Source organism: Paraburkholderia sp. (genome assembly GCF_034668105.1).
Classification (GTDB): Bacteria; Pseudomonadota; Gammaproteobacteria; order Burkholderiales; family Burkholderiaceae; genus Paraburkholderia.
In genome coordinates this window covers 1-13,452 of the sequence record NZ_JAXDPY010000600.1, presented here as the reverse complement: position 1 = coordinate 13,452, position 13,452 = coordinate 1, and the positions used below count along the sequence as shown (strand labels likewise).

Annotated in this window: 13 protein-coding genes; 4 read left to right on the top strand and 9 right to left on the bottom strand. The window is 62.4% G+C overall.

Translation table 11 applies throughout. The features are described from left to right. Positions 1-151 precede the first annotated feature (151 nt). The 4 genes from tal to QOC89_RS26545 all read right to left on the bottom strand — a co-directional run bounded on the left by tal (position 152) and on the right by QOC89_RS26545 (position 4,834). Positions 152-1,105 (bottom strand): transaldolase, encoded by a 954-nt coding sequence (gene tal / locus QOC89_RS26560; protein ID WP_323047747.1) that lies wholly within the window; start codon positions 1,103-1,105, stop codon positions 152-154. Between the two features lie 377 nt (positions 1,106-1,482). After that, positions 1,483-2,703, bottom strand: coding sequence for a benzoate/H(+) symporter BenE family transporter (locus QOC89_RS26555; RefSeq protein ID WP_323047746.1), 1,221 nt, complete (start codon positions 2,701-2,703; stop codon positions 1,483-1,485). Positions 2,704-2,754: 51 nt separating this feature from the next. Beyond that, positions 2,755-3,930, bottom strand: a complete 1,176-nt coding sequence (locus QOC89_RS26550) for a vWA domain-containing protein (RefSeq protein WP_323047745.1) — start codon at positions 3,928-3,930, stop codon at positions 2,755-2,757. Between the two features lie 61 nt (positions 3,931-3,991). Continuing rightward, positions 3,992-4,834 (bottom strand): AAA family ATPase, encoded by an 843-nt coding sequence (locus QOC89_RS26545; protein ID WP_012432267.1) that lies wholly within the window; start codon positions 4,832-4,834, stop codon positions 3,992-3,994. 424 nt (positions 4,835-5,258) lie between these two features. Between QOC89_RS26545 and QOC89_RS26540 the strand changes: the two genes are divergently transcribed. Next, the gene (locus QOC89_RS26540; protein ID WP_323047744.1) at positions 5,259-5,627 is read left to right on the top strand and encodes a c-type cytochrome; all 369 of its coding nucleotides are present in this window, start codon (positions 5,259-5,261) and stop codon (positions 5,625-5,627) included. A 59-nt stretch (positions 5,628-5,686) separates the two neighbouring features. Beyond that, positions 5,687-6,070, top strand: coding sequence for a c-type cytochrome (locus QOC89_RS26535; protein WP_323047743.1), 384 nt, complete (start codon positions 5,687-5,689; stop codon positions 6,068-6,070). Positions 6,071-6,145: 75 nt separating this feature from the next. On the opposite strand, the gene QOC89_RS26530 is transcribed toward QOC89_RS26535, so the two are convergent. The 3 genes from QOC89_RS26530 to rsxB all read right to left on the bottom strand — a co-directional run bounded on the left by QOC89_RS26530 (position 6,146) and on the right by rsxB (position 8,296). Next, entirely contained in the window at positions 6,146-6,580 is a 435-nt protein-coding gene (locus tag QOC89_RS26530) for a DUF1841 family protein (RefSeq protein ID WP_323047742.1), read from the bottom strand. A gap of 220 nt (positions 6,581-6,800) precedes the next feature. After that, positions 6,801-7,445, bottom strand: a complete 645-nt coding sequence (nth, locus tag QOC89_RS26525; RefSeq protein WP_323047741.1) for an endonuclease III — start codon at positions 7,443-7,445, stop codon at positions 6,801-6,803. Positions 7,446-7,465: 20 nt separating this feature from the next. Next, entirely contained in the window at positions 7,466-8,296 is an 831-nt protein-coding gene (rsxB, locus tag QOC89_RS26520; RefSeq protein ID WP_416340475.1) for an electron transport complex subunit RsxB, read from the bottom strand. A gap of 395 nt (positions 8,297-8,691) precedes the next feature. On the opposite strand from rsxB, the gene QOC89_RS26515 reads away from it, so the two are divergent. Continuing rightward, positions 8,692-9,324, top strand: coding sequence for a TetR family transcriptional regulator (locus tag QOC89_RS26515; protein WP_179737076.1), 633 nt, complete (start codon positions 8,692-8,694; stop codon positions 9,322-9,324). A 148-nt stretch (positions 9,325-9,472) separates the two neighbouring features. Here the strand turns inward: QOC89_RS26515 and QOC89_RS26510 are convergent, their stop codons facing one another. Together QOC89_RS26510 and QOC89_RS26505 are read right to left on the bottom strand one after the other, a co-directional pair. Continuing rightward, on the bottom strand, positions 9,473-10,750 hold the full coding sequence (locus QOC89_RS26510) for a polyhydroxyalkanoate depolymerase (protein WP_323047740.1): 1,278 nt from the start codon (positions 10,748-10,750) through the stop codon (positions 9,473-9,475). Between the two features lie 179 nt (positions 10,751-10,929). Then, positions 10,930-12,810, bottom strand: coding sequence for a glycoside hydrolase family 15 protein (locus QOC89_RS26505; RefSeq protein WP_323047739.1), 1,881 nt, complete (start codon positions 12,808-12,810; stop codon positions 10,930-10,932). Between the two features lie 229 nt (positions 12,811-13,039). Here QOC89_RS26505 and QOC89_RS26500 point away from each other — a divergent pair, with 229 nt between their 5' ends. Next, the gene (locus QOC89_RS26500; protein WP_323047748.1) at positions 13,040-13,285 is read left to right on the top strand and encodes a hypothetical protein; all 246 of its coding nucleotides are present in this window, start codon (positions 13,040-13,042) and stop codon (positions 13,283-13,285) included. Positions 13,286-13,452 lie beyond the last annotated feature (167 nt).

The following is a 13,452-nucleotide window of genomic DNA, read 5'->3' as shown; positions in this document are numbered from 1 at the left end:
AGCGGAGGTGCGCCTGTAAACGGCACGCGGCCCTGAACCAGAGGGCTCGGGGCCGCGTATTGAGCAGCATGCGAGCCCCATGCGAGCCCCATGCGCAATCAAATCCGCGCTTACATGCGCGACCATCGCATGTAAGCGGCGCGGGCGAAGCTTAACGCAGTGCTTCGATCAGCTTTTCCAGTTTGACGGCGTCGGCGGCAAACGCGCGGATCCCTTCAGCGAGCTTTTCAGTCGCCATGGCTTCGTCGTTGACGAGGAAACGGAACGAGGATTCGTCGACCGGCACGCGCTGGATGTCCGCACCCGTGGAGCTCTCCGGCGACAGCTTGCGTTCGACCTTCTCGGTGCTGTCCTGCAGCTTTTGCAGCAGATCCGGGCTGATGGTCAGCAGATCGCAGCCCGCCAGTTCCAGAATCTGGCCCGGCGTGCGGAAGCTTGCGCCCATCACCTCGGTCTTGTAGCCGAACTTCTTGTAGTACGCGTAAATGCGGCGCACCGATTTGACGCCCGGATCGTTGGCGCCGCCGTCTTTTGCTTCGTCCCAGGCGCTGCCGGCGTTCTTCTTGTACCAGTCGTAGATACGGCCGACGAACGGCGAGATCAGTTGCGCGCCCGCTTCGGCGCAGGCAGCGGCTTGTGCGAGCGAGAACAGCAGCGTCATATTGCAGTGGATGCCTTCCTTCTGCAGCACTTCAGCCGCGCGGACGCCTTCCCATGTGGAGGCCAGCTTGATCAGCACGCGTTCGCGGCCGATGCCATGCTCTTTGTACAGGGCGATCAGCTCACGGCCCTTGGCGATCGACGCCTCTGTGTCGAACGACAGGCGCGCGTCCACCTCGGTCGACACACGGCCCGGGATGATCTTGAGAATTTCGGTGCCGAAGGCGATCAGCAACTGGTCGATGATCGCGCCGACCGGCTTCGACGCGTGCGCTTTCACGGTTTTTTCGAGCAGCGGCTTGTAGTCGTCTTTCTGGACGGCCTTCAGAATCAGCGACGGATTGGTGGTCGCATCCTGCGGCTTGTATTGGGCAAGCTGCTGGAAGTCGCCGGTATCGGCCACGACGGTGGTGTATTGCTTGAGTTGATCGAGTGCGGTTGTCATGTTCGAGCCTTCATGGCGCGTGTGCGCGTGGTTCAGGAGAAATGAGATTGCCACCGGACAGAACAGACAGAACCGTTCCGGCGGCCGCGGGTCACGCTACAGCGTCTGCCCGCCATGTTGCCGGGGAAGGTTGGCGGAAGGCGCTGCCGGATGCTTCTATTCTATGGCGGATCGCCTGATGCAGTATTGACACTTGCCCCGGGCGATCCGTTCAAACGGATTTTCGGGCGATGGATTGGCGCTCGCGTGGCACGTTCCACGATCGCTTTGGGCAAATGCCTTGCGAGGCCTTTTGCCGGCAGCGTCCGGTCCCGCTGTTTTGCGGCCATGCAGCGACGCGGCAAAGCCACGCCGGCCAACTGCCTGCGGCGGCCGCTTCAAGCGCGCCGGGCGTTCAGCACCACTTGCGTCAGCACGCCCGCCACCAGGCCCCAGAACGCCGAGCCGATCGACAGCAGCGTGAGCCCCGAGGCCGTCACCATGAACGTTACCAGCGCCGCCTCGCGTTGCTTGAAGTCCTGCATCGCGTTGGCGAGGCCGCTCATGATCGAGCCGAACAGCGCCAGCGCCGCCACCGACACCACCAGCGCCTTCGGCAACGCAGCGAACAGCGCGGCGATGGTCGCGCCGAAAATCCCGGCGATCAGATAGAAAATGCCGCACCAGACCGCCGCGGTGTAGCGCTTGTCGCGGTTTTCATGCGCTTCGGGGCCGGTACAGATCGCCGCCGTAATCGCTGCAAGATTGATGCCGTGCGAGCCGAACGGTGCCAGCATCAACGAGGCGATGCCGGTCGTCGAAATCAGCGGCGCGGAGGGCGTGGTGTAGCCGTCCGCGCGCAGCACGGCGATGCCCGGCACGTTCTGCGAGGCCATCGCGACGACGAACAGCGGAATGCCGATACTGATGTTCGCCGCAACCGAAAACGCCGGCACCGTGAACACCGGATGGGCCAGCGCGACGTGAAAGCGGCTGAAGTCGAGCAGTCCGAGCGCGCCGGCGGCGGCCGTGCCGACAATCAGCGTCGTCACGATCGCATAGCGCGGCGCGAGGCGTTTGACGATCAGGTAGGTGAAGAACATCGTCAGCACGAGCGCCGTCTGGAATTGCGCGGCGCGGAAAATCTCGATGCCGATCTCGAACAGAATGCCCGCCAGCAGGGCCGAGGCGATGCCTGCCGGGATTTTCTTCATCAGCGTATCGAACCAGCCGGTCAGGCCGACCACCGTCAGCAGTACCGCGCAGACAATAAACGCGCCGATCGCCTCGGGATAGGCCACATGCGGCAGCGACGACACGAGCAGCGCCGCACCGGGTGTCGACCATGCAATCACGATCGGCGCGCGAAAACGCAGCGACAGGCCGATCGTGCACACGGCCATGCCGATCGACAGCGCCCAGATCCACGAAGAAATCTGCGCGTCGGTGAGATGCGCGGCCTGGCCGGCCTGGAACATCAGCACGAGCGAGCTGGTATAGCCCGTCATCATCGCGACGAAGCCGGCGACGATCGCCGATAGCGAGGTGTCCGCGATGGGGTTCAAACGCCCGGGCGGCGTGTCGGCGGGGGACAAATCGGGCGCTGAAGACTGGCTCATACAGAGGCTTTCTTATAATTGGAATGAGTTGGAATGAAAAACGCGAGCGGGTTATTTGCTCAACATGCGCATCGCGGTTTCGAGTCCGGCGAGCGTGAGCGGATACATGCGATGGCCTAGCACTTCGCGGATCGCGCTGACCGACTGCCGGTACGCCCACAAGCCTTCCGGCTCCGGATTGAGCCACGCGTGATGCGGGAAATGATCGGCGAGGCGGCGCAGCCACACGGCGCCGGCTTCGGCGTTGTTGTATTCGACCGAGCCGCCGGGCTGCAGCACTTCGTACGGACTCATGGTCGCGTCGCCGACGAAGATCAGCTTGTAGTCGGACGTGAACTTGTGCAGCACGTCCCACGTGGGCATGCGCTCGGCGTGACGGCGGCGGTTATTCTTCCACAGAAAGTCGTACACGCAGTTGTGGAAGTAATAAAACTCCAGATGCTTGAACTCCGCCTTGGCGGCGGAAAAGAGCTCTTCGGTGCGCTTGATGTGATCGTCCATCGAGCCGCCCACGTCGAGCAGCATCAGCACTTTCACCTTGTTGTGGCGCTCCGGCACCATCTTCAGGTCGAGCCAGCCCGCGTTCGCCGCGGTGCTGCGGATCGTGTCGGGCAGATCGAGCTCTTCGGCGGCCCCTTCGCGGGCGAACCGGCGCAGGCGGCGCAGCGCGACCTTGATATTGCGCGTGCCGATTTCGACCTGGTCGTCGTAATCGCGATAGGCGCGCGCCTCCCACACTTTCACCGCCGTGCGATTTCCCGCCGCGTCGCCGCCGATGCGTACCCCTTCCGGGTTATACCCGCCGTTGCCGAACGGCGAGGTGCCCCCGGTACCGATCCATTTGCTGCCGCCTTCGTGGCGCTCTTTCTGTTCGTCGAACAGTTCCTTCAGGCGCTCCATCAGCTTGTCGAGGCCGCCCATGGCTTCGATCTGCGCTTTTTCTTCCGGCGACAGATCGCGCTGCAGCTTCTTCTTCAGCCAGTCGAGCGGGACGTCGAAGGCAAGCTCCGAGGCTTGCGCGACGCCGTTGAAATACGCCCCGAACGCCTGGTCGAACTTGTCGAAATACTGCTCGTCCTTGACCAGCGTGATGCGCGCGAGATAGTAGAACTCGTCGAGCGACGGCGCGATCACATTGGCTTTCAGCGCTTCGAGCAGCGTCAGGTATTCCTTCACCGACACCGGCAGTTTGGCGGCGCGCAGCGAGTAGAAGAAGTCGATCAGCATGCTGTGTCCTCGGCGGCGGGTGGGCGGTGCGCCGCGCTCATCAACGGGTGTTCGTGGTCGATCAACGGTTGTTGCGGTTCATGAAGATCAGCCGCTCGAACAGGCTCACGTCCTGTTCGTTCTTCAGGAGCGCGCCGTGCAGCGGCGGGATGATCTGTTTCTGGTCGGACGAGCGCAGCGCTTCGGGCGGAATATCCTCCGCGAGCAGCAGCTTCAGCCAGTCGAGCAGTTCCGAGGTGGACGGTTTCTTCTTCAGACCGGCAACGTTGCGCAACTCGAAGAAGCTCTGCATTGCCGCGGCGAGCAGTTCCTTCTTGATGCCGGGGTAGTGCACCTCGACGATCTGCTGCATCGTCACCGGATCGGGGAATTTGATGTAGTGGAAGAAGCAGCGGCGCAGGAACGCGTCGGGCAGCTCCTTCTCATTGTTCGACGTGATGATCACGAGCGGGCGCTGTTTCGCGCGGATCAGTTCGTGGGTCTCGTAGACGTAGAACTCCATGCGGTCGAGTTCGCGCAACAGGTCGTTCGGGAATTCGATGTCGGCCTTGTCGATCTCGTCGATCAGCAGCACCGTTTGCTCGTCCGACTCGAATGCCTGCCACAGCACGCCCTTGACGATGTAATTGCGGATGTCCTTGACGCGCTCGTCGCCGAGCTGCGAATCGCGCAGACGCGACACCGCGTCGTACTCGTACAGGCCTTGCTGGGCCTTGGTGGTGGACTTGATATGCCATTGCAGCAGCGGCATGCCGAGCGCGGCGGCGACCTCTTCCGCGAGCATGGTTTTGCCCGTGCCGGGTTCGCCCTTGATCAGCAACGGGCGCTTCAGCGTCATCGCGGCGTTGACCGCGAGCTTGAGGTCGTCGGTGGCGACGTACTGCGATGAGCCTTCAAAACGCATGGCGAGATGCTCTTTTTTGGGAAAAAACCCAGTATAAGTCAGAAGGCCTGTTGGCCTGAAACGGGCTCGCGTAAGGTGTGACCCGCGGTGTCGGACGCTGCAGCGGGCGCATATCGGGCGTTCGCGGGTGGCCTGTACGCCGTCCGGCGCGTCCGGTGGGCGGGCGCGCTGAGTGGCGCGAGCACAGCCGGCCGGATTGCGCGGTAAGCGCCGGGCAACGTGCGCGAGCCGCGGCGGAGCAGAATGGCGCTAGCCGTGGCTTTGCGCCGCCCGGAGGCGCCGCGGCCCCGCGCGGTGGACGTTCGGCGTGGCGTCGCGGTACAATTAGCCCGATTTTTTTGGCCTGCGTGGCTACCCTATAAGAAGAATGGCGCGGGCCGTTGCCTTTTTGGGCGCCCGTTCCCCTCAAGCCAGGTTACATGCTATGAATAAATTCGTTGGCAAAAACGTCGTGATCGCAGCGCTGTCGGTGTTCGCGGGCTATACGGCCAGCGCGCAGGCAGCGGATGTCGTCGGCAACGCGAAGGCGGGCCAAGGCAAGGTCGCGATGTGTATTGGCTGCCACGGCATTCCTGAATACCGCACGGCTTACCCTGAGGTCTACCGCGTGCCCATGCTCGGCGGCCAGAATCAGGCGTACCTCGAGAACGCCCTGCGCGGCTACAAGAAGGGCGACCGCCATTTCGAAACGATGCACGCGATCACCGCGTCGCTGTCGGATCAGGACATCGCCGACATCGCTGCCTACTACGCGGCGCAAAATTCCTCTTCGAAGAGCAATCCCGACAAGTGATCGGCTGCGGTCATCCATCCGGTCACTCGGCTATTTATATTCGCGGGATAGGAGAATTCATGAATAAGCCCCAACAGGCACTCCACACGGTGTTCAAGGCTGCATGCGCGTCGGCTGCGGTCATCGGTCTGATTGCAGCGAACGTCGCGCACGCCGCTGACGCCGGCAACGGCAAGGTGCTGGCGGACAGCCACAACTGTGCGGCTTGCCATGGCGTCAACCTGAACAAGCCGGTGAGCCCGGAATATCCGAAGCTCGCCGGTCAGCACGCTGATTACGTCTACTGGGCGCTGCGCCAGTACCAGATGGGCAACGGCAACCCGCACCTCGGTCGCAACAACGCGATCATGCAGGCGCAGGTGCAAAGCCTGTCGCAAAGCGACATGAAAGACATTGCGGCGTACGTCGAATCGTTGAACGGCGATCTGGTGCAGAAGAAATAACCGCGTCGCGCTGTTTTTGCCTTGTTTTCAGATTGAACAACACCCCGCCTTGGCGGGGTGTTGTGCTTTCAGGGCTCAGTCCCGGGTGGCGCGCCGCTCGATGCGCTGCAAATACGCGTCCGTGTCCGGCGGCGTGCCGGTGCGCTGTGCTTCCCAGATGGTTTCGCCGAGGCAGTCCATGATCGCGTGCTGGGCCTCGTGGGTCGAGCCGAGGCGGCCGGCGAGCCGCTCGTGCGCCGCGCGGATTCCCGGCGGCTGGTCGATCGACAACTGTTCGGTAATCGCCAGATGCATCGACAGGTGCAGGAACGGGTTGGTCTGGCCGCGTTCGGGCGAATAGTCCTGAGTCTGGGCGGCTTCCGTACTGGTTAGATCGGCGTGATATTCCGGATGCTCGACGATCCAGTCGGCGGCGATCGCTTCGAGCGGCGTCAGAATCTCGCCTTGACGCCGCTTGCGCCAGGTGTCGGTGAAAAATTGACGGACTTCGTCGCGGCTGGGATTGAACATCGTGGGAAGGGTGCGGTAAGTGTGGGGCGGGTTTGAAGAGGGTGATTTTACGCCGGGGCGGGGTGGCTCGCTGGCGGCGCGTCAGGGAGCGCCGCAGTGGGCGCTTCAGTGGACCGAAGGGCAACGGAGGCCGCGGACGTATCTGGGAGATGCAGCGTAGGCGATGCATACGAACGCCACGGCGGTTCGGCGGCCCCCGTCCGCCAAATCCGTGCCGCTCTCAGAGATCGGGCGGCGGCGTCTTGGGCCGGAATTCGCACAGTGGCTCGATCGCGCAATGCCAGCATTCCGGGCGGCGCGCTTTGCACACATAGCGGCCATGCAGGATCAGCCAGTGGTGGGCGTCCTGCTTGAACTCGGCGGGCGTGGATTTCTCCAGTGCCGCTTCGACTGCCCGCACGTCCTTGCCGGGCGCAAGCCCAGTTCGATTCGCAACCCGAAAGATGTGGGTATCGACGGCGATGGTCGGATGACCGAACGCCGTGTTCAGAATCACGTTCGCCGTTTTGCGGCCGACCCCCGGCAAGCTCTCGAGCGCTTCACGATCTTCCGGCACCTCGCCGCCGTACTGGTCGAGCAGAATGCGGCAGGTTGCGATCACATTCTTCGCCTTGGTCCGATACAGGCCAATCGTCTTGATGTAGCCGGCCACCCCTTCCTCGCCGAGATCGAACACTTTCTGCGGCGTGTTCGCAACGGGGAACATCTTGCGCATCGCCTTGTTCACCGAGACGTCGGTGGCCTGCGCCGACAGCAGCACGGCAATCAGCAGTTCGAACGGTGTGGTGTATTCGAGTTCGGTCGTGGGATGCGGGTTGAGACTCTGAAGCGTCTCGTAGATGGCTCGGCGTTTGTTCGCGTTCATGCGCGGCGTGGAGTGACAGGTTATGGCTTCTTGGGTGGCGTATCGGCGTCGTTTTCGGCGAGTCCGAGACGGCGGCGGCGTGCTTCGGCCGCGTCGATCTGTGCCTGTACGTCGGCGCTGACGCGTTCCGTGTTCTGCGGGCCCTGGCCTTTCGCGGCCAGCTCCTGCTTCTTCTGACGCGCCCGTTCGAGCGCGGCCTGGATGATCGCGCGTTTTTTCGCTTCGGCGTCGTCGGCGGCGGGCGCGGCGGCGCTTGTCGAGGCGTCGGCTGGCGTCACTTGAGCGGGCGCGTTGCTAACCGCTCGCCGCGCCGCAGCACGCGCCTCGGCAGCTTGGCGCTCACGGGCGAGACGCGCTTCACGCCGGTCGTGGCGCTCGCGCGCGGCGTCGGCCTGGCTCTGGCTCCATGCGTCCCAGCCGGTTGCTTCACCCGTGACCGGCGGCAGCGCGATGCAGTCGACTGGACAAGGGGGCACACACAGATCGCAACCCGTGCAGAGCTCTGCGATCACCGTATGCATCTGTTTCGGTGCGCCAACTATTGCATCGACCGGACAGGCTTGCATGCACAGCGTGCAGCCGATACAAACTTGTTCGTCGATAACCGCCAGCGGACGCGGCCGTTCGACACCGTTGGCGGAATTGAGCGGAATCACCGGTTTGCCGAGCAGTGCGGCGAGACGGGCGACGCCTTCGGCGCCGCCCGGCGGGCACTGGTTGTAGTTAGCCTCGCCTTGGGCGATGGCTTCGGCATACGGACGGCACGCCGGATAACCACACTTGGTGCATTGCGTTTGGGGCAGCAGATCTTCAATGCGGTCTGCGAGTATTCTGAATTCAATCACGGTCACGACATGGGGGCTTGCTTCGTGGCCGCACAACTCGCCGAACGCGGCTAAGGGAAAACACGCGGCAGGCTGGGGCAACACAAAAGCGCGGCGAAAAAAGAGCAAAAAAACGGAGTGGCAACACGCGCCGATATAGGCAAATACAGACACGAATAGAGGCGCGATTGGCGTCACGATTGGCGACGTCTGGAGCTAAGCGTTTCGCCTAAACTAAATAACACATTATCGCCGATTTCCCCGATTGCCATCCGCAATCCATGTGCCATAATCGAAGCGCTTTTTCGAATGACCGCAGAAGGGTATTCCCGCAACCAGCCCGTTCAGTGCTGTCGGTGCAAGGCCCGAGGAGAGGCCGGCGGCGCGATTCGGATAACGCGGCTCACGAAGACGATGCCACCATGAATCAACCGAAAATCAAAAGAGATCCTGAAGGCACGCGGCGCCGCATTTTGCTTGCGGCGGCCGAAGAGTTTGCAAATGGAGGGCTGTTCGGCGCGCGCGTCGATCAGATCGCCCGCCGCGCGGAAACTAATGAACGCATGCTCTATTACTACTTCGGTAGCAAGGAGCAGCTTTTTACCGCGGTACTCGAGCACGCATTCAGTGCGCTCAACGAAGCGGAACGAACGCTCGAACTGAACGGCATTGCGCCGGTCGAGGCGGTCACACGTCTCGCGCATTTTGTTTGGGATTACTACCGCGATCATCCCGAGCTGCTGCGTCTCATCAACAACGAGAATCTGCATGAGGCACGCTACATGCAGAAGTCGACGCGCATCCGCGAAATGATCTCGCCGATCGTCGCTACGCTCGGCGGCATTCTGGAGCGTGGTCAACGCGCCGGCCTGTTTCGCACCAATGTCGATCCGTTGCGCTTTTACGTGACGCTGTCCGGCATGGGCTACTACATCGTGTCGAATCGCTTCACACTCGAAGCGACACTTGGCCGCGATTTCAGCAGTGCGGGCGAGCGCAGTGAAGTCATCCAGATGAACACCGAGTTGCTGCTTGCGTATCTGTTGCGAAAATAGGCTGCGATTTCAACAGCGCGGCAACGCAGCAACATAGCAAGCGTCTTAACAAGCGGGTGCTCAGAATCAGGCGCGCAGAATCAGGCGCCTCAGAAACGACAACGGCCTCTGAAATAGAGGCCGTTGTTTATGTTCGTGCGCGCGGTGCTCAGGCTTCGACTTTTTCCTTCGCTACCTTCGGCGCCTTGTTGTGCTCGAGGATGAAGTCGCGCAGTTGCGGATAAATGATGGTGCGCCAGCGGCGGCCCGAGAAAATGCCGTAGTGGCCACATTTTTCCGCGGTGAAGTGGCGCTTGTCCTCCTCCGGAATGCCACTGCACAACTCGTGTGCGGCGAAGGTCTGACCGTCGCCGGAAATATCGTCCAACTCGCCTTCGATCGTGAACAGCGCCGTCTTCTTGATGTCTTGCGGACGCACCCGTTCGCCCGAGACGTCCCACGTGCCTTCGGCCAGGCGGAATTCCTGAAACACCACGCGGATCGTGTCGAGGTAATAGTCCGCGTCCATGTCGAGCACGGCGTTGTACTCGTCGTAGAAGCGGCGATGCGCTTCCGCGTCGTCTTCGTCACCGCGCAGCAGGCTCTGATAGTAGTCCCAGTGCGAGGCCGCGTGCCGTTCAGGATTCATCGCGACGAAGCCGGTGTGTTGCAGGAAGCCCGGGTAAACCTTACGGCCCACGCCCGGATAGTTCGGCGGCACCGTGAAGATCACGTTGTTCTCGAACCATTCGTACGAGTGCTGCGTGGCCAGCGAGTTGACCGAAGTCGGGCTCTTACGCGCGTCGATCGGGCCGCCCATCATCGTCATGGTGCGCGGTGTGTCTTCGCCGCGGCTCGCCATCAGCGAAATGGCGGCGAGCACCGGGACCGTGGGCTGACACACCGAGATCACATGCAGGTTTTTCGCGCCGATGTGACGGATGAATTCCTGAATGTAGGCGACATAATCGTCCAGACGAAACTCGCCTTCTTCGAGCGGCACCATGCGCGCGTCGATCCAGTCGGTCAGGTAGACCTTGTGGTCCTGCAGCAACGTGCGCACCGTATCGCGCAGCAGCGTGGCGTGGTGGCCGGACAACGGCGCGCACACCAGCACGATCGGCTCGTCTTTCAATTGAATAACAGCGTCGCTGTCGTCGGCGAAACGCTTGAAGCGCATCAGGCGGCAAAACGGCTTTTCGATGATCGTTTGTTCGATGATCGGAATGTTATGACCGTCTTTGACAATCTGATGAAGATTGAACTCGGGCTTTTCGTAATCTTTGCCAAGCCGGTAGAGCAGTTCGTAACCGGCGGAAAGACGTGTGGCGCCGGGCACATAGGCCAATGGGCTGGCGGGATTCGCGAACGATTTCGACGCGGCCTGGGCCCAGGCGGTGAGAGGGCTCAACATCGCCCGTTGGAATTCGTGCAGTTGGTAGAGCATGGGTGCTCCGTTTAGGCGGTTCGCATGGGGCTTGGCAAACACGCGTGTGGCGTTGCGGCAGGCCGTATTGGTTGTGGGCACATTGATTTTCGGCCAACAGTCTGCTCGATCATACTGAACAAAGCGTACTTGTGCAATGCAGCAATTTGCGCGCGGGCTGCGCGCAAACTGTCATTAAATCATGGTACTGGCGATGTTGCCGAGCCGCTATCGGGGCTTGCCGCAGCCTCAAGTTCCTCCGCCATGGTGTCGTTATGCGCCGGCTGCCCGGTCGCCTTGGCCATCTCCTGTTCGTGCTTCATCAGATTCAGGCCGGTGTGCACCAGCGCCACATGCGAAAACGCCTGCGGGAAGTTGCCGACGAGGCGCTTGGCACTCGGGTCGTACTCTTCCGCGAGCAGACCGACGTCATTGCACAGACCGAGCAGGCGTTCATACATGGCGACGGCTTCATCCATGCGGCCTTGGAGAGCCAGGTTGTCCACCATCCAGAACGAGCACGCGAGGAAGGTGCCTTCGCCGGGCGGCAGGCCGTCGTCGTATTCAGTGGTGCGGTAGCGCATCACGAAGCCGTCGTGCATCAGGTTCTTTTCGATCGCCTCCACCGTGCCTTTGACGCGCGGATCCGTCGGCGGGAGGAAACCGACCAGCGGCATCAGCAGCACGCTCGCGTCGAGCTGGTCGCTGCCGTAGATCTGGGAGAACGCGTTGAGCGCCGGATTCCATGCCTGCGCACAGACCTGCGCGTGGATTTTCGCGCGGGTGGCGCGCCATTCTTCGAGCGCGCCTTCCAGCTTGAACATTTCGGCTGACTTGATGGCGCGGTCGTAGGCGACCCACGCCATGACCTTCGAGAAGGTGAAGTGCTGGCGGCCGCCGCGGGTTTCCCAGATGCCTTCGTCCGGCTCTTCCCAGATCGTGTCGAGGTGGCCGAGCAGCGCGCGCTGCACATTCCATGCGGTGTCGTCCGCCTGCAGGCCGCCGACGCGCGCGAGATGCAGCGCGTTCATGACTTCGCCATAGACGTCGAGCTGACGCTGGCCGACCGCGTTATTGCCGATCCGCACGGGTTTGGCGTCCTGATACCCCGGCAGCCAGTCGATTTCGAACTCGGGCAGACGCCGTTCGCCGGCGATGCCGTACATGATCTGCAGTTGATCCGGCGCGCCGGCCATGACCCGGCCGAGCCAGCTGCGCCACGCGCGCGCTTCGTCGTAGTAGCCGCCGCGCATCATTGCGAGCAGCGTGATGGTGGCGTCGCGCAGCCAGCAGTAGCGGTAGTCCCAGTTGCGCATGCCGCCCAGCTGTTCCGGCAGCGACGTGGTGGGCGCGGCGACGATGCCGCCAGTCGGCTCGTACGCGAGCGCCTTCAGCGTGATCAGCGAGCGGCGGATCTGCGCGGCCCATCTGCCTTCGACCGTGCTGCGCGCCGACCATTCGAGCCAATGATTCTCGGTGCGCGCGAGCGACGTGTGCGGATCGCGTGCCGGCGGAATGCGCAGATGCGAAGCGGCGTAAGCGAGCGAAAACGGCACGCGTTCGCCTTCGGTGACGGTGAACTCGGCGACGGTCTTCATGTTCTCGCCGCGTAGCTCGACCGGCGTGCGCAGCACCGCGGTGTCCGGGCCAACGATCGCCTTGACGCCGCTGTCGTGCTTCAGGCGATCGACCCACGGAACCGAAAAACCGTAGTCGAAGCGCAGCACCAGTTCCATCTGCATACGGACGGTGCCGCGTCTGCCGACCACGATTCGCACCATCTCCGACCAGCCGTTGCCTGGCGGCATGAAATCGATGAGTGTGACGGCGCCTTCCGGCGTTTCGAAATCGGTTTCCAGGATCAGCGTTTCGCCGCGATAACGGCGCGTGATGGTGGGTGGCGTATCCGAAACCGGCGAAATCAGCCAGCGGCCGTTGTCGGGCGTGCCGAGCAGGGCGGCGAAACAGGCGCCGGAGTCGAAACGCGGCCAGCATAGCCAGTCGACCGAACCGTCCCGGGAGATGAGCGCGGCCGTATGGCCGTCGCCGATGAGTGCGTAGTCTTCGATGAGTGCGGGCATGGGGAGCGTGTCAGTGTTACGCGAGGCGAAGGCCGCCACGCTGGGAGTCATTGTTATTACCGGACTCGCGCGGCGCGCTTTGGTTCAGCGCGCAATGGGACAAACGCGGGTTGGTAATTGTCAAATCACTGCCTACAATCGTTTTTCATGCCGATGCACGGTGCTGTCCGGATCCTGCATCGGCCTTGGCTCATGGCGCGTGCAAACACCGTTTTCGAGGATCCAAGCAATGCTGAACCCGTCGAAATCCGATTGCATCACAATTCTCTCGGCCGCCAGCGAACTGGCTGACGACTCGATGTTGCCGCTCGATCATGGCCGGCTGGGCCTGAGCCGCAACGGCATGCTGGCCGCGGCGGCCTTTCTGGTCGAACGGGCCTGCTTCCGGCGTCATCAGGAAGGTGACGGTCATTATGCCGTCGGCGGATTGTCGTTGCAGGGGCGTTTGCGGCTCGATCAGCTTTCGAACGGCTGACTGTCTGCTGCGCGGACTGGTGCCGCGCGGCGGTCTTCCATCTGGCGCGCTGTGGCTGGTGCGAATCTGTTGCACAGCTCGGGCTCGAATCTGTCGCGCATACACATATATTGCCGCGCTGCTTTGTCACGCCGTTTCGCTTATCCGCTCAGTCTCGCTGCTTCCCT